Annotated in this window: 18 protein-coding genes and 2 other RNA genes; 12 read left to right on the plus strand and 8 right to left on the minus strand. The window is 61.8% G+C overall.

Going from position 1 to position 22513, the window contains the following annotated elements; translation table 11 throughout:
- Positions 1-2: 2 nt before the first annotated feature.
- On the minus strand, positions 3-2165 hold the full coding sequence (locus ABTW55_RS05490) for a TonB-dependent siderophore receptor (protein ID WP_033653523.1): 2163 nt from the start codon (positions 2163-2165) through the stop codon (positions 3-5).
- A gap of 188 nt (positions 2166-2353) precedes the next feature.
- On the opposite strand from ABTW55_RS05490, the gene modE reads away from it, so the two are divergent.
- The 9 genes from modE to gpmA all read left to right on the plus strand — a co-directional run bounded on the left by modE (position 2354) and on the right by gpmA (position 11413).
- Positions 2354-3145 carry a molybdenum-dependent transcriptional regulator gene (gene modE, locus ABTW55_RS05495; protein WP_033653524.1) on the plus strand — a complete coding sequence of 264 codons (792 nt, stop codon included), beginning with the start codon at positions 2354-2356 and terminating at the stop codon, positions 3143-3145.
- Positions 3146-3235: 90 nt separating this feature from the next.
- Positions 3236-4723, plus strand: coding sequence for a molybdate ABC transporter ATP-binding protein ModF (gene modF, locus ABTW55_RS05500; protein WP_060422257.1), 1488 nt, complete (start codon positions 3236-3238; stop codon positions 4721-4723).
- Between the two features lie 95 nt (positions 4724-4818).
- Entirely contained in the window at positions 4819-5391 is a 573-nt protein-coding gene (locus tag ABTW55_RS05505; RefSeq protein ID WP_060420272.1) for a cysteine hydrolase family protein, read from the plus strand.
- A gap of 166 nt (positions 5392-5557) precedes the next feature.
- A complete protein-coding gene (locus ABTW55_RS05510) occupies positions 5558-6376 on the plus strand; it encodes a CPBP family intramembrane glutamic endopeptidase (RefSeq protein ID WP_060420274.1) in 819 nt (272 codons plus the stop codon).
- 285 nt (positions 6377-6661) lie between these two features.
- Positions 6662-7714 (plus strand): galactose-1-phosphate uridylyltransferase, encoded by a 1053-nt coding sequence (gene galT / locus ABTW55_RS05515; protein WP_033647144.1) that lies wholly within the window; start codon positions 6662-6664, stop codon positions 7712-7714.
- On the plus strand, positions 7711-8862 hold the full coding sequence (galK, locus tag ABTW55_RS05520; RefSeq protein WP_060420276.1) for a galactokinase: 1152 nt from the start codon (positions 7711-7713) through the stop codon (positions 8860-8862). Before galT ends, galK begins: the two co-directional genes overlap by 4 nt.
- Positions 8856-9899, plus strand: coding sequence for a galactose-1-epimerase (gene galM / locus ABTW55_RS05525; RefSeq protein WP_060420278.1), 1044 nt, complete (start codon positions 8856-8858; stop codon positions 9897-9899). Before galK ends, galM begins: the two co-directional genes overlap by 7 nt.
- Before the next feature lie 197 nt (positions 9900-10096).
- Positions 10097-10444, plus strand: coding sequence for a PsiF family protein (locus ABTW55_RS05530; protein ID WP_033637480.1), 348 nt, complete (start codon positions 10097-10099; stop codon positions 10442-10444).
- A 216-nt stretch (positions 10445-10660) separates the two neighbouring features.
- Positions 10661-11413 carry a 2,3-diphosphoglycerate-dependent phosphoglycerate mutase gene (gpmA, locus tag ABTW55_RS05535; protein ID WP_033647147.1) on the plus strand — a complete coding sequence of 251 codons (753 nt, stop codon included), beginning with the start codon at positions 10661-10663 and terminating at the stop codon, positions 11411-11413.
- Between the two features lie 49 nt (positions 11414-11462).
- On the opposite strand, the gene ABTW55_RS05540 is transcribed toward gpmA, so the two are convergent.
- From ABTW55_RS05540 to aroG, 3 genes are all read right to left on the minus strand, one after another.
- A complete protein-coding gene (locus ABTW55_RS05540) occupies positions 11463-12497 on the minus strand; it encodes a M48 family metallopeptidase (protein ID WP_033647148.1) in 1035 nt (344 codons plus the stop codon).
- 7 nt (positions 12498-12504) lie between these two features.
- On the minus strand, positions 12505-13695 hold the full coding sequence (locus tag ABTW55_RS05545; protein WP_060422260.1) for a YjgN family protein: 1191 nt from the start codon (positions 13693-13695) through the stop codon (positions 12505-12507).
- Positions 13696-13961: 266 nt separating this feature from the next.
- Positions 13962-15014, minus strand: coding sequence for a 3-deoxy-7-phosphoheptulonate synthase AroG (aroG, locus tag ABTW55_RS05550; protein ID WP_060387392.1), 1053 nt, complete (start codon positions 15012-15014; stop codon positions 13962-13964).
- 212 nt (positions 15015-15226) lie between these two features.
- Here aroG and ABTW55_RS05555 point away from each other — a divergent pair, with 212 nt between their 5' ends.
- Genes ABTW55_RS05555 through zitB form a run of 3 tightly spaced genes read left to right on the plus strand, consistent with a single transcriptional unit; the run spans position 15227 to position 19991 of the window.
- Positions 15227-15832: a response regulator transcription factor gene (locus tag ABTW55_RS05555; RefSeq protein WP_033653531.1), complete on the plus strand. Its 606-nt coding sequence runs from the start codon at positions 15227-15229 to the stop codon at positions 15830-15832.
- Entirely contained in the window at positions 15829-19029 is a 3201-nt protein-coding gene (locus ABTW55_RS05560) for an ATP-binding protein (RefSeq protein WP_060420280.1), read from the plus strand. The genes ABTW55_RS05555 and ABTW55_RS05560 overlap by 4 nt, the downstream gene beginning before the upstream one ends.
- Positions 19029-19991, plus strand: coding sequence for a CDF family zinc transporter ZitB (zitB, locus tag ABTW55_RS05565; protein ID WP_033637476.1), 963 nt, complete (start codon positions 19029-19031; stop codon positions 19989-19991). The genes ABTW55_RS05560 and zitB overlap by 1 nt, the downstream gene beginning before the upstream one ends.
- A 35-nt stretch (positions 19992-20026) precedes the next feature.
- Here the strand turns inward: zitB and pnuC are convergent, their stop codons facing one another.
- The 4 genes from pnuC to ABTW55_RS05585 form a co-directional block, all read right to left on the minus strand.
- Positions 20027-20752 (minus strand): nicotinamide riboside transporter PnuC, encoded by a 726-nt coding sequence (pnuC, locus tag ABTW55_RS05570; protein ID WP_033637475.1) that lies wholly within the window; start codon positions 20750-20752, stop codon positions 20027-20029.
- A 20-nt stretch (positions 20753-20772) separates the two neighbouring features.
- Positions 20773-21834, minus strand: coding sequence for a quinolinate synthase NadA (nadA, locus tag ABTW55_RS05575; RefSeq protein ID WP_015376982.1), 1062 nt, complete (start codon positions 21832-21834; stop codon positions 20773-20775).
- A gap of 323 nt (positions 21835-22157) precedes the next feature.
- Positions 22158-22282: non-coding RNA, RtT sRNA (locus tag ABTW55_RS05580), on the minus strand.
- 74 nt (positions 22283-22356) lie between these two features.
- A non-coding RNA gene (locus ABTW55_RS05585) (RtT sRNA) lies at positions 22357-22481 on the minus strand.
- Positions 22482-22513: the final 32 nt, after the last annotated feature.

Raw genomic sequence — 22513 nt, forward strand, 5'->3', positions numbered from 1 at the left:
CGTCAGAACCTGACCGACACAAAGGTTTCATAACTGCGCGGCGGCGCGATCAGCGCCTGATCCGGGTAAGTGCGCTGGTAGGCGTACAGCTGGTTGGTGGCGTTGCGAATGCGAAAACCGACATCGACGATCGGCGTCAGCTGATAGTCCGCCGCCAGATCGAGCGTGGTGTACGCGCGCATCTTGCGCCGGTTGGCGTCGTCGTTGTAACTGCTGCCGACGTAGCGCAGTGAAGAAGCCAGCCCCAGACGCTCCGTCGCCTGATAATGCACGCTGAGGTTGGCGGTCCAGTCCGGGATATAGGCCGGGCGATTGCCGTTGTAGCTGCGCAGCGGGCTGCCGCCGCGATAGTCGTCGTAGCGGGCATGCGTGTAGGCGGCGTTGCCGGCCAGCTCCCAGCGCTCGTCGGGATGCAGCACCACGCCAAGCTCGATGCCGCGCGACGTCTGCCTGCCTACCGCGTTCAACGCATCCGGCCGCTGCACGTCGGGCACAAACAGGTTGTCCTTGCGCAGTTCATACAGCGCCAGCGTCGCCTCGCCTTTGTTACCCCAGAACTGCCCTTTGGCGCCGGCCTCCCACTGGCGCGCTCGCGTCAGCGGCAGATCGGTCTGCGTTGGGCTGAGGAAGAACAGATCGTTGCCCGGCTCCTGGCCGGTGGTGTAGTTGGCGTAGAGCGTGAGGTTATCGGTCAATGCATAGCTGGGGCCCAGGCTCCAGGTGCTGAAAACGTAGGTATGCGCGCGGCTCTCTTCCTGCGGCCCCTGGAAGCGCCAGTCCATGTTCATATGGTTGTAGCGCAGCTGGCCCAGCAGCGCTAAACGCTCGGTCAGGCTGAAGCGATCTTCAAGAAAGGCGGCGTACTGGTTCTGGGTAACGTGGCGCACCGGCGCGCGTTGGCGGTCGGTTCCCTGGGCGAACGGCTCTCGGGGCGGCGCGCCAAGCGGCACGTCTTCGGATCCGGGGAAGCCGTTGGAGTAGTATTGAAAATGCCGCTTGCTCAGATCGAGGCCGACCAGCAACCGGTTATCGAAACCGGCGATGGCGCGATCGAACACCAGCGAACTGCGGTTGCCGATCAGATCGTCGTCGTGCGCCAAGGCGCCGAAGGAGTCGCGGTTGACGTCACCGGGCCGGGCCGCCGCCGCGACGCGAAAGCGTTCGACGTTGCGCCACTCGCGAAAGCCGCTGTAGTAATAAAATTGGTTATGCCACTCCACTTCGGGCGTCATAAACCAGTCCAGACTGGCCTGAAATGCCGTGGCGTTGCTCTGGATGCGGCTGTCGGTCAGGTTGTTGTAATTGATGTCGCGCAGCTCGCCGGCAATGCGCCCGTCCAGCAGCGGCGTGCCGTAGTAAGGGTTGTTGGTGCGGTTGAGCATGCGGTCCAGGCTCAGCGTCAACAGCGCATCGTCCGTCAGTTTAAACAGCAGCGAGCCGGAAACCCGCTTCTGCCGATCGCGTTCGTACTGCACGTTGCTGCCGCTGTCGTTGCCGCTGACGTCCAACCGGTACGCCACCGCATCGTCCACCAGCGCGCCGCCGGCCCCCAGATGCAGACGCTGGCTGCGGTAGCTGCCGAAGCCATAATCGAGCTCGAACGGCTGGCGGCTGAAGGTCGGCCGCCGCGAGATCAGGTTGACGCTGCCGCCCGCGGCGCTCAGGCCGTTCAGGGCCGATCCCGGCCCGCGCAGTATCTCGATGCTGTCGTAATGCGCCGGATCGCCCAGCTGCAGCGTGCTGCCGGGCATCTCCACGCCGTTATACAGCCAGGCGATCGGCCGGAAACCGCGCGCGGAAAAGTTGTTGGACAGCGTCGGCGAAGCGACGCCGGACAGGCCAGTGGCGTGCTCGACGGCGGCGGCCAGCGAGCGATCGCCCCGCTGTTGAATCGCTCTTGCGCTGATGATATCGACGCTACGCGGCGTCTCCCGAGCGGTCAGCCCAAGCTGCGAAGCGCTGCGGCTCACGGCGCTCAACGCATCGTAGCGCCCGGCGGGGGCCGCCGCCTCCACGGTGAGCTGTTCTTCGCATCCCGTGGCATTGCGGGCTTTATCGCAGTCGGCGGCGAAAGCCAACGGCGCCGTCAGTGCGCCGCCGACCCAGGCGGCGGCAAGGCATAACGATTTTCTGGGCGTGACAAGACGCCGGCGTGTCGTACTCATGTGAAGCATCCCTGTGGTGAAATAAAAACCGGCCGCAGCCAGCGTAAAACCTTATCGTTTTTCTGTTATGTTATATTATAACAACAAAGCAATGCCAGTCTTTATTGCCCCGCCCTCCAGCGCACTGCGCTTGGCGCTTTGCCGCCAAATCGGCGACAATAAGATTTTTGCCGCCGACAGGATGCGCTATGCAGGCCGAAATTCTTCTGACTCTCAAACTCCAGCAAAAGCTGTTCGCCGATCCGCGCCGCATCGCGCTGCTGAAACAGGTGCAGCACACCGGCTCCATCAGCCAGGGCGCCAAACTGGCGGGCATCAGCTACAAAAGCGCCTGGGACGCCATCAATGAGATGAACCAGTTGGCGGAACAAACGGTGGTGGAACGCGCCACCGGCGGTAAAGGCGGCGGCGGCGCACAGCTGACGCACTATGGCCAGCGGTTGATCCAGCTGTATGACCTGCTGGGCCAGGTGCAGCAAAAAGCTTTCGACGTGTTGCAGCAGGACGATCTGCCGCTCGACAGCCTGTTGGCGGCCATCTCGCGCTTCTCGCTGCAAACCAGCGCGCGCAATCAGTTTTTCGGCACCGTCATCGAACGCGATCATCAGCAGGTGCAGCAGCACCTGGCGATTTTGTTGAATGACGGCACCACTCGCCTGACGGCGGCCGTCACCCAGCAAAGCGCCGACCGGCTGCAGCTGACGCCGGGCAAAGAGGTGCTGACGCTGATCAAGGCGCCCTGGGTGCGGTTAAGCGTCGATTCGGCGGAGCATATCGGCGCGGATAACGCGCTGGCGGGCGTGGTGGCCGGCATTCAGCCGGGCGCTGAACACAGCGAGGTGCTGGTGACGCTGGCGGGCGGCGAAACCCTGTGCGCCACCCTGATGACGGCGGAGCTGCAGCGCCTGCAGCTGAGCGTCGGCACCGCCGTACACGCCCTGTTCAACGCCGATCGCGTGATTGTCGCCACGTTGTGTTAAGCGCAACGTAACGTTGCGTTTTTGTTGATTGACATCACCCTGCAATGCGCCTATTCCTAAGGCAAATAATTGCAAAAAAAGGAACAGGTGATGTCGTCGTTGCACATTTCGCAAGGTTCATTCCGCTTAAGCGATACCCGCACCCTGACGCTGGACGCGCTGGAAATCCAGGCCGGCGACAGCTGGGCCTTCGTCGGCGCCAACGGCAGCGGCAAATCCGCCCTGGCGCGCGCGTTGGCCGACGAACTGGTTCTGCTGGGCGGTGAGCGCCGCAGCGACTTTCAGCACGCGGTGCGCATCTCCTTCGAACAGCTGCAAAAAATGGTCAGCGACGAGTGGCAACGTAACAACACCGATCTGCTCAGCGCGGACGAGGACGACACCGGCCGCACCGCGGCGGAAATCATTCAGGAAGAGGTGCAAGACGCCGCGCGCTGTGAGCGGCTGGCCGCGCAGTTCGGCATCACCGCCCTGCTGACGCGCCGCTTCAAATACCTCTCCACCGGCGAAACGCGCAAAACCCTGCTGTGCCGGGCGCTGATGCCAGAGCCTGACCTGCTGATCCTCGACGAACCCTTCGACGGGCTGGACGTGCACTCGCGCGCGCAGCTCGCCACGCTGCTGAGCGAGCTTTCCGCCCAGGGCCAGACCGTGGTGCTGGTGCTCAACCGGTTCGACGACATCCCGGATTTTGTCCGGCAGGTGGGCGTGCTGGCGGACTGTACCCTGACCAACCGCGGGCCGCGCCGCCAGGTGATGGCGGACGCGCTGGTGGCGCAGCTGGCGCACAGCGAAAACCTCAGCGGGCTGGCGCTGCCGGAGGAGGAGGATCCAACGCAAAAGGTGGCGCTGCCGGCGGATCGGCCGCTGATCGTCCTGCGCGACGGCGTGGTCAGCTATAACGACCGGCCGATCCTCAATCATCTCGACTGGCAGGTTAACCCCGGTGAACATTGGCAGATCGTCGGCCCGAACGGCGCCGGCAAATCCACGCTGCTCAGCTTGATCACCGGCGATCACCCGCAGGGCTACAGCAACGATCTGACGCTGTTCGGCCGCCGCCGCGGCAGCGGGGAAACCATTTGGGAGATCAAGCGCCATATCGGCTACGTCAGCAGCAGCCTGCATCTGGATTATCGCGTCAACACCAGCGTGCGCAACGTGGTGCTGTCGGGGTTCTTCGATTCGATCGGCATTTATCAGGCGGTTTCGGATCGTCAGCGGCAGCTGACCGAGCAATGGCTGGCGCTGCTCGGGCTCGACGGCGCGCGCGGCGGCGCCCCGTTCCACAGCCTTTCCTGGGGCCAACAGCGGCTGGCGCTGATCGCCCGCGCGCTGGTGAAACACCCGGCGCTGCTGATCCTCGACGAGCCGCTGCAAGGGTTGGATCCGCTCAATCGCCAGCTGGTGCGCCGCTTCATCGACGTGCTGATCGGCCAGGGTGCCACCCAGCTGCTGTTCGTCTCGCACCATGCCGAAGACGCGCCACAGTGCATCACACACCGCCTCAGCTTCGTGCCCGACGGCGAGGGCGGCTACGGCTACCAACAGCAACGGCTGGAGGCGGCTTCCGCCTGAAGCGCGGCGTAAACATATCCGGCAACACTTCACCGCAGCACATCACATTTGGCCTTTTATCATAGAAAGAAAGAAGGCCATTTTCTGGAGACGCCATGTCCGCTGCGTTGATTATCATCGACCTGATCGAGGATCTGATCGGGCCCAAAGGGCGCGCCAACCACTGCCGCGAACAGGTGACGGCAAGCCACCTGCTCGCCAACGTCAATGCCGCCGCGGCCTACGCCCGGGTGCGAAAAATCCCGGTGATTTGGGTGCGGACGGGATTTGCCGACGATTATCATGACATCCCGCTCCACTCGCCGCTGTTCAACCATTTGAAACAGATAGGCGCGCTGCGGCTAAACGGCCCGGGCTGCCGCTGGACGCCCGATCTGCATCAGGAGGAGACCGATCTGCAGTTTGATAAAACGGCGGTGAGCGCCTTCTCCGGTAACAATTTGTTAGCCTGGCTGCGGCAACATCGGTGCCATCATCTGCTGCTGGCGGGCGTCAGCACGTCGCTCGCCATCGAGAGCACCGCGCGTCAGGCGCACGACGCCGGCTTCCAGGTGACCGTGCTGCACGATCTGTGCGCAGCCCCCACGCAGGAGCTCCACCAGCAGAGCCTGGACACCCTGCAAAACCTGGCGGAAATCGCCCGTTCGCAGGCCTGGATGCAAGGCTGACCTCAATATCGCCGGTCGTGTGGGCCGGCACCCTGCACGGATGCGTCACTGCCCCGACCTTTAGCGTCATCTTGGTGTGCTACTATCCGCTCTAGCGCTCAATTTCGCCATCATCGCACGCCGCATAGGCGCTGAGCGCCGTGTACATATTTTAAAGGGACATATCATGTGGGGCGTACTGGCTGCTTCGTTATTTTTCTTACCGTTTAACCGGCTGATAGCCTGGGTTATCCTGGCCGCCTCGGCGGGCATGGGGCTTTATCATGGGGTATTGACGCCGCTCAGCCTGGGTTGCCTGTTGGCCATCGTGGCGCTGGCGGGGCTACGTCACCATTTTCGCGAGCGGCGTAGTCTGGCGATCGCGTTCGAAGGGTTGGTGGTCGCCGGCTGCGTGGCGCTGTTCTTGCACCTGGTGCCGGGCATCCACAATCAGCTGATGATCGACGGTGAAAAAGCCGGCCCGCTCAGCGCGCCGTTCACTATGTATTACAACTTCGACAAGGCGATGGTGCCCTTCCTGCTGTTCGCCTGCTTGCCCACGCTGTTTTCCGCTGAACGCGGCGGCAACGTCGGCAAAGCGGGCTGGATTGCGCTGCTGCTGGCCGTGCCGGCGCTGTTGCTGCTGGCCGTGGCGCTGGGCGGCTTAAAAATCGAGCTGCATGCGCCCGCCTGGATCCTGCCTTTCGTGATGGCGAACCTGTTCTTCGTCTGTATGGCCGAAGAAGCGCTGTTTCGCGGCTACCTGCAGCAGCGCCTCAGCCAGTGGCTGGGCGCCTGGCCGGCGCTGATCGTCGCTTCTCTGGTGTTCGGCGCCGCGCATTTGGCCGGCGGCATGCTGATGGTGATCTTCGCGACGCTGGCCGGGGTAATCTACGGCCTGGCGTGGATGTGGAGCGGCCGCCTGTGGGTGCCGATTCTGTTCCATTTCGGGCTTAATCTGCCCCATCTGCTGTTCTTTACCTACCCGCTGTATCAGCATCCTTAACGGCTGACGCCGGCAGAGAGCCTTTCTCTGCCGGCAGGTCGGGTGAAAACGCTATCACCGGTAGCGCACCGCAATGCCCTCAATCACGTTGCCACCGGCTTTTCTCCGCCCATCAGGCGCTTTTCATCACAGTGTAAACGATTCCATTTTTCGCGTTAGATCACCTTTTTAGTGCCGCGGGCGTGCTATCTTTTTGCGCAATGACCTCTCCCTGTTCAGCAACGGGCGTATTAAGACGGTAATTGGAAGCGATTACACCCTCGTCGACGCCAAGAAAGGAACCGTATGACAGAATTTAACCCTATCGATCATCCGCACCGCCGCTATAACCCGCTGAGCGGCCAGTGGGTGCTGGTCTCACCGCACCGCGCCAAGCGCCCCTGGCAGGGCCAGCAGGAGGCCGTCCCGACGGAAACGCTGCCGGCGCACGATCCCGACTGTTTCCTGTGCCCGGGCAACGCGCGCATCACCGGCGATCGCAATCCGGATTATCGCGGCACCTACGTCTTCGCCAATGATTTCGCCGCGCTGCTGAGCGATACACCGCCGGCGCCCGACAGCCAGGATCCGCTGATGCGCAGCCAGAGCGCGCGCGGCGTCAGCCGGGTGATCTGCTTCTCTCCCGATCACAGCAAGACCCTGCCAGAACTGACGCTGCCGGCGCTGGAGCAGGTGATCGCCGCCTGGCAGGCGCAAACCGATGAGCTGGGCAAGCACTATCCCTGGGTACAGCTGTTCGAAAACAAAGGCGCGGCGATGGGCTGCTCCAACCCGCACCCGCACGGGCAGGTCTGGGCCAACAGTTTTTTGCCGAACGAGGCCGAACGCGAAGATCGCCTGCAGCACGCGTATTTTCGGGAACACGCCTCCCCGCTGCTGCTGGACTATGCGCAGCGCGAGCTGGCCGCCGGCGAACGCATCGTGGTAAACACCGAACACTGGCTGGCGGTGGTGCCCTACTGGGCCGCCTGGCCGTTTGAAACGCTGCTGCTGCCGAAAGCGGCGGTGCAGCGCATTACCGATCTCAGCGCGGCGCAAAGCCAGGATCTGGCGCTGGCGCTGAAGAAGCTGACCAGCCGCTACGACAACCTGTTCCAGTGCTCCTTCCCCTATTCGATGGGATGGCACGGCGCGCCGTTCAACGGCGCCGACAACCGACACTGGCAGCTGCACGCCCATTTCTATCCGCCGCTGCTGCGTTCAGCCAGCGTACGCAAATTTATGGTCGGGTACGAGATGCTGGCGGAAGCCCAGCGCGATCTGACCGCCGAACAGGCCGCAGAGCGTCTGCGCGCCGTCAGCGATATTCATTACCGTGAAGCCGGAGCCCAAGCATGAGCCTGAAACCGCTTACCCATTCTCTGTTTACCGAACACTTTGGCTACGCGCCGGCGTTGACCATCCAGGCGCCGGGGCGGGTGAACCTGATCGGCGAACATACCGATTACAACGACGGCTTCGTGCTGCCCTGCGCTATCGATTACCAAACCGTCATCGCCTGCGCCAAGCGCGACGACCGCCAGATCCGCGTGCTGGCCGCCGATTATCAGCATCAGCAGGATCAATTCTCGCTCGACGATCCGATCGTCAGCCACCCCGATCAGCGCTGGTCGGACTATGTGCGCGGCGTGGTGAAGCACCTTCAGCGCCGCAACGCCGACTTCGGCGGCGCGGATCTGGTGATCGCCGGCAATGTGCCGCAGGGCGCGGGGCTCAGCTCCTCCGCCGCGCTGGAAGTGGCGGTGGGCCAGGCGCTGCAGGCGCTCTATCAGCTGCCGCTGGACGGCGTAGCGCTGGCGCTGAACGGCCAGGAAGCGGAGAACCAGTTCGTCGGCTGCAACTGCGGCATCATGGACCAGCTGATCTCCGCGCTCGGCCGGCGCGACAGCGCGCTGCTGATCGACTGCCGATCGCTGGAGGCCCGGGCGGTGCCGATGCCGGACAACGTCGCGGTGGTGATAATCAACTCCAATGTGCAACGCGGGCTGGTGGACAGCGAGTACAATATCCGCCGCAAACAGTGCGAGGAAGCCGCGCGGTTCTTCGGCGTCAAGGCGCTGCGCGACGTCAGCCCGGAAGAGTTCGAAGCGCGTCAACATCAGTTGGATCCGCTGGTGGTCAAACGCGCGCGCCATGTGATCAGCGAGAACGCCCGCACGCTGGCGGCGGCCGACGCGCTGGCGGCCGGCGATCTGCAACGCATGGGCCGGCTGATGGCGGAGTCGCACGCCTCGATGCGTGACGACTTTGAAATCACCGTGCCGCCGATCGATAAGCTGGTCGAGATCGTCAAAGCGGCGATCGGCCCGCGCGGCGGCGTGCGCATGACCGGCGGCGGCTTTGGCGGCTGTGTCGTCGCGCTGATGCCGCAGGATCTCGTGGAGACGGTGCGTGCCGCCGTGGCGCACGAGTATCCGCGGCAAACCGGCGGATTGCAGGAAACGTTCTATGTCTGCCAGGCTTCGCAAGGCGCCGGCCTATGCTGACCGCAACCACGGCAGTCGCCCCCGATGGGCAACCTTATCAGCTGACGCAGCTGCAAAACGCCGGCGGCATGACGGTGACGCTGATGGACTGGGGCGCCACCTGGCTGTCCGCCGTCTTGCCGCTCAAATCCGGCGAAAGGCGCGAGCTGTTGCTTGGCTGCCGCAGCCCGGCGGACTACCCGCTTCAAGACGCCTATCTGGGCGCCACCGTCGGCCGTTACGCCAACCGCATCGCCAACGCCAGCCTGCCCATCGACGGAAAACCCCATGCGCTGGCCGCCAATCAGGGCGCCCACCAGCTGCACGGCGGCCCCGACGGTTTTCATGCCCGCCGCTGGCGCCGGGTACAGCATGATGCGCAACAGGTCTGCTATGTGCTGCACTCGGCGGAGGGCGATCAGGGCTTTCCCGGCAATCTCGACGTGCAGGTTTGTTACCGCCTGACTCATGACAATCGCCTGGAAATCAGCTATCTGGCGCAGGTCGATCGACCCTGCCCGGTCAACCTGACCAACCACGCCTATTTCAATCTGGACGGCGCCGGCACCGACGCCCGCGCCCAGCGGCTGCAGCTGTTCGCCGATCGCTATCTGCCCGTCGACGCCGAGGGCATTCCCTGCGCCGATCTGACGCCGGTGGACGGCAGTGGCATGGATTTTCGCCAGCCGAAAACGCTGCTGCAGGATTTCCTGCGCGACAGCGACCAGCAGCGGGTAAAAGGCTACGATCACGCATTCCTGCTGCATCGTACCTGCGGGGCGCTGGAGAGCCCGGCGGCCCATTTGTGGTCCGCAGACGGGCAAGTGCAAATGAGCGTGTTCACCGACGCGCCGGCGCTGCAACTCTACAGCGGCAATTACCTGGCCGGCACGCCGGCGCGCGATGGCGGCAGCTACGCCGACCATGCCGGCGTGGCGCTGGAGAGCGAGTTCTTGCCGGACAGCCCGCACCATCCCGAGTGGCCGCAGCCGGACTGCTGGCTGCAGCCGGGGAGCCGCTATCGCAGCGCCACGCATTATCAGTTTTATCCTATCTGACCCGCCACGCCCCTCGCCGTGCGGCCGGGGGCAATTTGTTATAAATGCTTACCTTTTAGCGCTATCCCCCCACCGGCGCCCGCCTTCCCTTATTCCAAAGCGCGCACTACACTCAGGCTACCGTGATAAGCACAACGCCTTGTGCAACGTCACCTTTTTCGGCCAATGGCGGCCAATCAATAGCTGAAGGAACACCTATGCGTCTGATTACTGCACTTCCATTGCTGGCGGGCTTAATGCTGAGCACCAATCTGATGGCGGCCGACGCGACGACGGCGACGAAAACGCCTTCGCCGGCGCAGGCGGCTCAACAGAAACGCATGACCGATTGCAACCAGCAGGCATCTACCAAATCGCTGAAAGGCGCCGATCGTTCCACCTTCATGAGCACCTGTCTGAAATCCGAAGGCTCCGCCGCGACGGGCAAAACCCTGACGCCGCAGCAGCAGAAAATGAAGAACTGCAACGCCGACGCCAAGACCAAAGATCTGAAGGGCGACGCGCGTAAAACCTTCATGAGCAACTGCCTGAAAAAATCGGCCTGATTTTCCCCACGCCACGGCGCGCCCGAAGCGATTTTGGCGCGCCGTTTCCCCCCTCGCAGCGCCAGCCTGAACGATTCAGCTTTTTCCTTTCGCCAGCCCTTACTTTGCGGCAAGAAATTGGCTATGGTTAGACACTATCGATTGCCGAGCCCCGGCCCGCGGCAATATAATGATTTTCGTTATCATTGAAATGTCAGATTATTAAGGAGTTAAGCTATGGCTGTAACTAAGCTGGTTCTGGTGCGTCACGGCGAAAGCCAGTGGAACCAAGAAAACCGCTTCACCGGTTGGTACGATGTTGATCTGTCCGACAAGGGCCGTACCGAAGCGAAAGCAGCAGGCAAGCTGTTGAAAGAGGAAGGTTTCACTTTCGACTTCGCTTACACCTCCGTACTGAAGCGCGCGATCCACACCCTGTGGAACATCCTCGACGAGCTGGATCAGGCCTGGTTGCCGACCGAAAAATCCTGGAAGCTGAACGAACGTCACTACGGCGCGCTGCAGGGTCTGAACAAAGCGGAAACCGCCGAAAAATACGGCGACGAGCAGGTGAAACAATGGCGTCGCGGCTTCGCGGTGACCCCACCTGAGCTGACCAAAGAAGACGAACGTTACCCTGGCCACGATCCGCGCTACGCTTCGCTGACCGAGCAAGAGCTGCCGCTGACCGAAAGCCTGGCGCTGACCATCGATCGCGTTATTCCTTACTGGGACGAAGAGATCCTGCCACGCATCAAGAGCGGCGAGCGCGTGATCGTTGCGGCGCACGGCAACTCGCTGCGCGCGCTGGTGAAATACCTGGATAACCTGAGCGAAGACGAAATCCTCGAGCTGAACATCCCAACCGGCGTGCCGTTGGTGTATGAGTTCGACGAGAACTTCAAGCCAATCAAACGTTACTACCTGGGTAACGCCGACGAGATCGCTGCAAAAGCGGCCGCCGTGGCAAACCAGGGTAAAGCGAAGTAATTTCGCCCGTTAACGAAAAAGCCCCCGGTGAAAACCGGGGGCTTTTTTATTACTGCTGCGCCATCGCCTCGTTCACCGCGTCCAGCCGTTCCTGCATCGCCGGATGGGTGCTGAGCCAGGCCGGCAGCGCCCAGCCGTCAGCCGTTTCGCGTTCAGGCGCCTGCGCCAACGCGCGGTAGATCGCCGCCATTTGCGCCAGCGAACGCCCCTGGCGCTGCATTTCCGCTATCGCAAACGCATCCGCCTCACGCTCCATGCCGCGGGAAAACTGCATCTCATTCACGAAGGACGCAGACTGCAGCAGCGTGTCGCCGATGCCGCTGACGTCGCCGGTCATCCACATCAGCGTCAACGCCACCAGTGACGAACGCACCAGCATGCGCATCGGATGGCGATAAGCGTGATGCCCCATCTCATGCAGCATCACCGCCGCCAGAGCATCGTCGTTTTTCGACAGGGCGACCAGCCCATCGCTGAGCACCAGCGTGCCGTCCGGCAACATAAAAGCGTTCGGCGCACCGGGCGCCGCCATCAGCTTCAACGACAGCGGCGTACGCTCCTGGCGCATCTCGGCCGGCATCACCTGCCGGAACAGCTGCTGCAACGCCTGCTGCCGCTCGGCCGGCAATGCGGAGGGTTCAAAGCCGCTTTGGCTCAAAAACGTCTGCGTATGTTCGCCCAGCGTCTGTTCCACCGAGGTGGGGATGCGCATGGCGATCTCGCTGCTCGCCCATGGCAGCACGACGTTAACGTAGGCCACGACCGCCAGCAGCGTCATCAGCAGCGCCACGGCGACGCCGCGTTTGTGGCGCTCCAGGCGATGCACCCACCCCGGCGAACGGCGCTGATAGAACCAGCGGCGGAAGGCCGCATCGTCATCCGGCACAAAGCGCGCGCCGTCCTTGAAGGTCAGCGTCAGCGGGATATTGCCCAGCGCCGCAGAGACGGTAATGTCCGCCAAGGGGATGTAACGTTGCTCATCCTGCCGCTGCAGCGTCACACCCTCGCCGCTTTCGTTCACCAGCAGGCGAGCCGCCTCACGTGCGGCCCGCCCCGGCAACTGATAGGCGCCCTCGAGGATCATCGGCGCCTCAGAAGCTGCCGCCCAGATCCAGCGCCTGCACCGCTTCTTCGGCCACCGCGCTGTTGGCGGTTTCCTGATGCGCCGCGATGTCCAGCAACGCCAGATCGCCTTCGACCGCCGTGCACTCCGCCAGATAACGGGCGTGGCGCACTTCCGCCACCGGCACGGCGAAACCGAGCGAGAACAGGGTGATCAGGGTATTGGTGATCAACAGCCCCATATACGGCAGCGTTTGCATGGAAGAGTGCAGTTTAACGTTGCCGTTCAGCGTCGCCTGGTTAAACAGATAGTTGCGTTGGGCGACGACCTGATAGCTGCCGGCGATCAAGGCGCCAATCAGCAGCACCACCATCATCAGCAGCAGGCTGCCAATATTTTCCAACACCAGCAAATCGGCGGTTTCATCCGTCAGCATGCCCATCAATACCATTTGGTACAGCGACAGAATGAACGACCCCATACACACCAGCGCCGCCAACATAAACGGCAGGAAAATGAGCAGGCCGATCAAGGCAAATTTGATAAAGGCCGACTTTTTCAGCTCGGCAATAAACGGCGTATTCCCGAAAAACAGGTTATTAACGTACAGATCGTGCTGCAGCGCGCTAATAATACCGTTGACGGCGGCGAATGCCGGTACGGCCAACAGCAGCGTCAACACCAACATCAGGCCGATGGCGTTGATGCTTTCAAAACCGCTGCCAATGCTGAGCAAAATGATTAAGGCGACATAAAGCCCGATAATCAGCAATAGCGGGCAGAACAGTAACGCCCAATAAGCGCGCCCGGTGCGGCAAACATAATTAAAACGCACGCCGCGATAGCTCGACATAATCGCATTGTAGCGCCAGCTGCGGATAACGATCCACGGCAGCAGAGCAAGCAACACCAGCAAAGCCAGCAGCCCCAGCAGTGGCGTTACCGCCAACAGGATATAAAATACGATGAGGCCGCCGATCACCAACAGCCGCCCTTTCAGAATTTGCAGCGGTTGCGCATGGTAATCGAAACGATCGCCGTCCAATTCCGTGTTGCCGTAAAAATAGCGGCGGCGGCGCACCGTCGCCCAGGCGGAATAGATGCCCAGCGTCACGATGGTCAATAATGCGTTGACCAACCAAATCGCGAAGTACTCGCCACCTTTCCCATGGAATTTAATCCGGTGCAGCCCCAGCGGCTGCGAGGTATTGCTTGTCATAATTCTTTCGTCCTGAAAGGAATAGGTCATACCACTCCCCGCTTATTTGTCATGCGGGGTTTGTGGAATAAAAAAAGCGTCTTATATAAGCACAATGCCATGAGCAGTGACAATTATTCTTTTATTAAATAGGAATAATGCGAAGGTGGCCGCTTAATGATTTCATTGGCCTATTAAGTGTAAGCCTTAAATGAGTGGGATATATAGAGGTGCAATGACAAGGATAAAACAAGGGCCTGGCTGCCAGGCCCTTGTCATTTTAGCTATTATCCGCGGCGCGCTTTCACCGCCGCCGCCAGATCGCGCAGCACGGTTTCGGTATCCTGCCAGCCGATGCAGCCGTCGGTCACGCTCTTGCCGTAAACCAGCGGTTCGCCGCTTTCGAGGTTCTGGTTGCCTTCCACCAGGTGGCTTTCGATCATCACGCCGATGATCGCTTTTTCACCGCCGCCAATTTGCCCGCAAACGTCAGCGCTCACGTCCATCTGCTTTTTGAACTGTTTGCTGCTGTTGGCATGGCTGAAGTCGATCATCACCTGCGCCGGCAGCCCGGCTTTGCTCAGGCCGGCTTTGACGTCCTTCACGTGCGCCGCGCTGTAGTTCGGCTCTTTGCCGCCGCGCAGGATAATGTGGCAGTCGCCGTTGCCGCTGGTGTTAACGATCGCCGAGTGGCCCCATTTGGTCACCGACAGGAAGCAGTGCGGCGCGCCGGCGGCGTTGATGGCGTCGATCGCCACCTTGATGGTGCCGTCGGTGCCGTTCTTGAAGCCCACCGGGCAGGAAAGGCCGGAGGCCAGCTCGCGGTGCACCTGCGATTCCGTGGTGCGCGCGCCGATGGCGCCCCAGCTCATCAGATCCGCCAGGTACTGCGGCGTGATCATGTCGAGGAATTCGCCGGCGGCCGGCAGGCCGCTGTCGTTGATCTCCACCAGCAGCTTGCGCGCCAGGCGCAGACCGTCGTTGATGTTGAAGCTGTTGTCCATCTGCGGATCGTTGATCAGGCCTTTCCAGCCCACGGTGGTGCGCGGTTTTTCGAAGTATACGCGCATGACCACTTCCAGCTCGCCGCTCAGTTCTTCACGCAGCGCCAGCAGGCGCCCCGCGTACTCTTTGGCGGCTTTCGTATCGTGGATAGAGCAAGGGCCAATCACCACCAGCAGGCGATCGTCGCTGCCGCGGAGGATATTGTGAATTGCGCTGCGGGCCTGGGACACCGTCTTCGCCGCGCGTTCAGTGGCCGGGAATTTCTCCAGCAAAGCCACCGGCGGCAGGAGTTCCTTAATATCATTAATGCGTAAATCGTCGTTTTGGTAATTCATAGCTTTTCCATTCGGTATCGAGGGGTATTTCGCAGTGCGTAACGGTGTAGATCCCAACAATCTAGCCTGTGGGAATGGCGCTGTAAATCACCTTTGCCCCCCGCCGCTGGAACCGCCAAATTAACAGCAGATTGTGCTGTTTCATCAGGGGAGCGCAGAGCCTCCTTTTTCGCTATGCTAGCGATCGGAATATAAAGCGACCCGAGTTGAACATGCCCTCTCTGTTATTAGTTGATGACCACCCGGTGGTTCATGTCGCACTGGAAGCGGCGCTAATGAAATCATCCCGCCCCTACCGCCTGCAGGCGGCGCAGGACGACGTCCAGGCGCTGGCCCTGCTGGCCGAGGCCACTTTCGGCCTGGTGATCCTGGATATTGGCCTGCCGCAGGTCGACGGGCTGCAGCTGTTGAAAAAAATCCGCCGCCGCTACCCGCAGCAGCCGATCCTGATCTATACCGCGCAGGAGGCCGAGGTCTATGCGCGCATGGCGCATGCCGCCGGCGCCAACGGTTTCGTCAACAAAGGCAGCTCGTTGGCAGAGTTGTTGCAGGCGATCGAGCAGGTGCTGGACGGTGAAACCCACTTCCCCGCCGCCGCGCTGGCCGAAGAAGCGCCGACGGCAGACGGCGGGCTGCTCACGCCTAAAGAGCTCGAGGTGCTGGGCTTGTTGAGCCAGGGGCTATCCAACCTGCAGATCGCCGATCGGCTGCACATCAGCAACAAGACCGTCAGCACCCACAAGAAGAACATCCAGCGCAAAACCGGCGCCGGCAACCTGCTGGAGCTGGTGGCGGTGTTTAAAGAGCTGGCGCCATGATGCGCCGCGCCCTGCTGCTGCTGCTCCTGTGGTGCGGTCTGGCGCAGACGGCGGAGCCGGTGCGCTATCAGCTGGTCAGCAATCTGAATACCCCCGAGAATATGCTGATCGTCGGCGAGAAAAACCCCTGGCGCGACCGTACGCTGCGCGTCGGCATCGTCAGTGAGAACACCAGCCCGTACAACATCATCGTGGATGACGATCTGTATGGGCTGAATGCCGACTACCTCGGCTATATCCAGCAGGTGACCGGCATTCGCTTCGCCATTTACGGCTTTGCCGATCTGACGCAGCTGGAGCAGGCGCTGCACGACGGCAAGATCGATCTGCTGTACGGCATCCCGCAGAGTGAGGCGCTGCACGGCCTGGCGATCTCTCAGCCCTATTACGTCAGCAACCTGCGCGTATTGCGCGATCGCAGCAACGATCGCCCGGTGATGCTCAACTCCGCCAACGCCCGCGTCGCGATCGGCGCGCTGACCGACATGCAGTCCGGCGGCGCTCTGCAGGCGGTCGCGTCGCAGATCCAGCGCTACGACAACAATCTGCAGGCGGTCTACTCGCTGCTCAACGGCAGCAGCGACTACTTTATCGCCGACGAGGCCAGCGCCAGCTTTATCATCGATCAGCTGCAGCTCGGCCAGCTCTATCAGATTGAAAGCAACGAGAACCTGGGCAACCTGTCCTTCGTGTTCGCCGCCGACGACTCGCGGCTGATAGACACGCTGGACACCGCCATCGCCGACGCGCCGATGGAGCTGATGAACGCCCTGCAGGGCCGCTGGAGCAAGAAGATCCCCAGCTACCTCGACACCGGCAATGCCGATCTGACGACGATGGAGAAGAATTGGGTGGCGAGCCACCGCGTGGTTTACTACGCCGCCATCGAAAACAACTTCCCGTTCGCCTACCGCGGCTCCGACGGCCAGCCGCGCGGCTACGCCATCGACATTCTCAACATCATCGCGCAAAACACCGGGCTGCGTTTCGCGCCGCTGTGGGCGCGCAACGCCGAGCAGGCCGATCTGCTGGTGCAGTCCGGCCAGGCCAGCTTCCGCGCCGCCCTGCCGCTGGCGCGCGGCGTCAAGGCGCGCTACGGCGCCAGCATGCCGATCCACCGTTCGCTGTGGGGGGTTTACGTCGGCCAGCACGCCGACGGCATTTCCACCTGGAGCGATTTGGCCGGCAAGCGCATCGGCGTGCTGCAGGGCGATTTGGCGCAGGGGCTGGTGCCGGAACAGGAGCAAACCATCAGCTTCGCCGACAGCAAGTCGATGTACGACGCGCTGGCCAACGGCCAACTGGATGCGCTGGTGGATAACGTCATCTCCGCCAACTTTTTGGCGCTGTCGCGCTATTCCGGTGCCATCAAGCTGGCCTTCGCCGCCAACAACATTCCCTATCCGGTGGCCTTCGGCGTGCGCCGCGATCAACCTCTTCTGTTGGCGATCCTTGATAAGAACCTGATGCAGATCCCGGCGGACACCCTGCAATCGCTGCGCGACGAGTGGATCGTCGATCGCAGCAACCTGATCGACGCGGTGAACGACAACCGCATGCCGCCGCAGACCACCTGGCTGCTGGCGCTGCTGGCCGCCGCCACCGTGCTGCTGCTGGCGCTGACGCTGCGCCGTTTCATGCTGCAGCGCCGTGAAAAACGCGAACGCGAAGAACTCGAGCACGCGCGCCGCCGCGCCGAAGCGGAAAACCGCATGAAGAGCAAATTCCTCGCCACCGTCAGCCATGAGCTGCGCACGCCGATGCACGCCATCCTCGGCCTGCTGGAACTGGAGCTCAAACGCCAACCCGCGCCGGAAGGCCTGCCGGTGATATACAGCTCGGCCTCATCGCTGCTCAACCTGCTCAACGACCTGCAGGATCACGCGCGGCTGGAAACCGGCTCGCTGACGCTGGCACCGAAACCGGTGGTGCTGCGCCCTTGGGTAGCGCGCATCGACGCCCTCTACCGGCCGCTGATCGGCGAGCGGCCGTTGACGCTGAGCGTGGTGGCGGATCCGGCATTGCCGGAGGCGGTAGTGATTGATGGTGAGCGTTTACTTCAGGTGGCTAACAACCTGATAAACAACGCGATAAAATTTACGCCGCGCGGCGCCATTCAGGTCGAGATCGGCTGGCGCGCGCAGGATGAGCGGCAGGGGGAATTGCATCTGACGGTGAACGACAGCGGCTGCGGTATCGCCGCCGATGAAATAGACAAACTGTTCCAACCGTTTTACCGCGCGCGCGGCGCGCAACGCATCTCGGTGCAGGGTACCGGTTTGGGGCTGTCGATCTGCAAAGAGATCGTCGAACAGATGGGCGGCCGCATCGAGCTGCACTCGCAGCCGGGCGTAGGCACCCGCGTCGAGATCGCGATACCGGTCGAGCTGAGCGGCGCGGCGCCGGTTGCCGCCCCGGAGGAAAGCCCCTTTGCTCTGCCGTCTTCCGCCTTGCGTACCGCGCTGATCGACGATCACCCCACCAATCTGTTGCTGATGGAACGCCAGCTGCGCCACTTCGGGCTGCAACCCGCCCGCTTCGAACAAGGCTATGCGCTGTTGAAGGCCCAACGCCGGCAACCGTTCGATCTGCTGTTTATCGACTATAACATGCCGCGCCCGGACGGCCTGACGCTGGCCAGGCTGATCCGCCGCGACGAACAGCGGCTGCAACGCCCGCCTTGCCGCATCGTGCTCTGTTCGGCAGACGTGCAGGAGTTTACCCGCATTTCTCCGGGGCTGGTGGCGATCGACCACTTCCTGACCAAACCGATTTCACTGGCGGCGATCGGCCAGGTATTGGCTCAGCAACCGCAGGCTCAGGAAGCAAAGTCAGTCCTTACTGACCTGCGACAAACGCTGGTCGAAATGGCGGGTGGCGATCGCGCCATGCTGCAGCGGCTGGCGCAGACGCTCGGCGATACGCTGCGGCAAGACCGGCAGCGGCTCGCGGACGCCGTCGCCGCGAACGACTGGCCGCGCCTGGAGCAGGCGGCGCACCGCATCAAGGGCAGCCTGCTGATGCTGCAGCTGCCGGAAGCCGCGCAGCTGTGCCAGCAGCTGGTGGAAACCGCACGTCGGGGCGCGCTTGCCGCCGCCGCTTATACTAAATTAAAGGCGTTAGTGGCGCAGATAGTGCCGGAGCTGGACGCTCTGCTCGCCGCCGCCCCCACTTTGGCTATGCATAAGGATGAATAATGTCGGACACTCCACACGTACACCTGCCGAAAGACAGTAATAGTAAACGCCTACTGACCGCTTTTTTAGTCACCGCCGTCTTTATGGTGGCCGAGGTGGTCGGCGGCCTGTTGTCCGGCTCGTTGGCGCTATTGGCCGACGCCGGCCACATGCTGACCGATGCCGCCGCGCTGCTGGTGGCGCTGATGGCGGTGCATTTCTCTCAGCGCAAGCCCAACGCGCGCCACACCTTCGGCTACCTGCGCCTGACCACCCTGGCGGCCTTCCTCAACGCCGCGGCGCTGCTGGTGATCGTGGTATTCATCCTGTGGGAGGCGATACGGCGTTTCTTCGAGCCGCAGCCGGTGATGGGTACCCCGATGCTGATCATCGCCGTAGCGGGGCTGCTGGCGAACCTGTTCGCCTTCTGGCTGCTGCATCGCGGCAGCGAAGAGAAAAATATCAACGTGCGCGCCGCCGCGCTGCATGTGCTGGGCGACCTGCTCGGCTCGGTGGGCGCCATCGTCGCCGCCATCGTCATTCTTGCCACCGGCTGGACGCCGATTGACCCGATCCTGTCGGTGCTCGTCTCCTGTCTGGTGCTGCGCAGCGCCTGGCGGCTGCTGAAGGAGAGTTTCCACGAGCTGCTGGAAGGCACGCCGCAGGAGGTCGATATCGCCAAGCTGCAAAAAGACCTGTGCCTGAATATCCCGGAAGTGCGCAACATCCATCACGTGCACGTCTGGCAGATCGGCGAACAGAAGCTGATGACGCTGCATGCGCAGGTGATCCCGCCGCATGACCACGATGGGCTGTTGCAACGCATTCAGGCTTATCTGTTGGAACACTACAAGATTGGCCACGTGACCATTCAGATGGAGTACCGGCACTGCGAGACGCCGGACTGCGGTATCAACCGGGCGCCGGAGCCGAGTGAACACTCACATGCCGAAGCCCACTCCCATCTGGGACATCGGCACTAAGCCAAGAGGGCGCCATCACGGCGCCCTCTGCGTTGTTAAGGTGCGGAAGAGAGCGGGTTGGAACCATTGCGCCCGGCGCTCTTGATCCATAGCCAGGAGCCGTTCAGGGCAATCAGCGTCAGAATGACATACTCCAGCGCCATCGCGTACACCCCCTGGTAGGCGAAGATCGCCACGCTGATGACATCGATAACCACCCACAGCAGCCAGTTTTCCACGTACTTGCGCGTCATCAGAATCATCGCCACGATGGAGAGCACCATCATCGCCGAATCCCAGAACGGGAACGCGTCCGGCTGCAGCTCAGGCATCTGCACGTTCAGCCCCAGCCCTTGCATCACCGCCACCGCGATCTGCGTCAGCCAGGCGAACACGCGGTCGATATTGAAGGTCATCAGGCCGATGCCGATGACGCAGACCGCCGCCCAGGCCAACGCTTTCGGCAGCGGCAGCCAGCGGATCTGCAGCTCAGCCTGATTATCCTGGGTCTGGCGGCTCCAGGCATACCAACCGTAAATGTTGGCGCCGAAGAAGAACAGCTGCAGCAGCAGGCTGGCGTACAGCTGGATCTGGAAGAAAATCACCGCGAACAGCGTGACGTTGATCAGGCCGAACAGGTAGTTGATGATTTTTTCCTTGCTGGCGTACCAGATGCACAGCAACCCGAACAACGTGCCGATGGCTTCGATCCACGACAGATCGTAACCGCCCGCGCCAAGCGGAATGTGCACCAGAATATTGCTGGTACTGAAGAAGCTCATGAGGTCATCCTTTTAAACGGTTAAGCGTTGCCTTTAACCTGCATTTTAAGCTGAGCGGCGAAATCCAGCATGCGGTTCAGCGGCACCAATGCCTTCTCACGCAGCGCGGCGTCCACGTGGATCTCATGCTGCGCGCCCCCCTGCTCCAGCCCTTCGGCAATCGCCTTCAGGCCATTCATCGCCATCCACGGGCAGTGCGCACAGCTGCGGCAGGTCGCCCCTTCTCCGGCGGTCGGCGCTTCGAACAGCTCCTTGTCCGGACAGGCCTGCTGCATCTTGTAAAAGATACCGCGATCGGTGGCGACGATCAGCTGTTGATGCGGCAATGTTTTCGCCGCCTGGATCAGTTGGCTGGTCGATCCCACCGCATCCGCCAATTCAACCACCGCCTGTGGCGATTCGGGATGCACCAGGATGGCCGCCTGCGGATAGAGCGCCTTCATGCGCCGCAGCGCCTGAGTCTTGAACTCGTCATGGACAATGCAGGCGCCTTGCCAGCACAGCACGTCGGCGCCGGTCTGCTTTTGCACGTAGCTGCCGAGATGGCGATCCGGCGCCCAGATGATCTTCTCGCCCAGGCTGTCCAGGTGTTCGATCAGCTCGACGGCGATGCTGGAAGTGACCACCCAGTCAGCGCGCGCTTTGACCGCCGCCGAGGTGTTCGCATAGACCACCACGGTACGATCGGGATGGCTGTCGCAAAACGCATGAAACTCCTCTTCCGGGCAGCCCAGATCCAGCGAACATTCGGCAAACAGCGTCGGCATCAGCACCTGCTTTTCCGGGCTGAGGATCTTGGCGGTTTCCCCCATGAAACGCACGCCGGCCACCAGCAGCGTGGAAGCCGGATGGGCGCTGCCGAAGCGCGCCATTTCCAGCGAATCCGCCACGCAGCCGCCGGTTTCTTCCGCCAGCGCCTGGATTTCCGGATCGGTATAATAGTGGGCGACCATCACCGCATTGCGCTGCTTGAGCAGGGTTTTGATCTTCTCGCGATAAAAGGCTTTTTCGGCTACGTCCAGCGGTACCGGTTTAGGCGGGAAGGGATACACCGCCGCATTGACATCAAACATTTCACTCATCGCTGCAATCTCATGCTAGGCTGGGCGCCTGCCGCGTGAATATCGCCTGCCGCAACGCCCTTCGTTTTATATACTAAACAAAATACCTAAATTTGCGCGAAAAGTCCGCTGATATTTTCATATTTGCGCATCCATTGTTTAATGAATTAAAAACACGGACGCTGGCCGTGCAGTTCACAGCGGATAATGGCCTGACGAGACCGTATAGCCCGTTCAGAGAACAGCGGGATGATGATCGGTGCAGTGTTGAAACGAGAAAGCACGAATGTAGATTACGGTGCTGCAGATGCGAAAAAAGCGCCAAAAGGCGCTTTTTTCTGAATTGGTGGGTCGTGCAGGATTGATTCGGCCTTTGGCCTCACCCTGCGGGCAACGCTGCGCGTTGTCGTATCGCTGCGCGATGCTCGAACCTGAGCGCAGGCTCTCACCCGCACGACTCGGTGAACTCTGTTGGCAAGAGGATAAAGCAGAATCTGGTGGCGCAGATGCGAAAAAAGCGCCAAAAGGCGCTTTTTCCTGAATTGGTGGGTCGTGCAGGATTGATTCGGCCTGTGGCCTCACCCTGCGGGCAACGCTGCGCGTTGTCGTATCGCTGCGCGATGCTCGAACCTGAGCGCAGGCTCTCACCCGCACGACTCGGTGAACTCTGTTGGCAAGAGGATAAAGCAGAATCTGGTGG

The organism is Serratia sp. SM04 (assembly GCF_040280225.1).
Lineage (GTDB): Bacteria > Pseudomonadota > Gammaproteobacteria > Enterobacterales > Enterobacteriaceae > Serratia > Serratia sarumanii.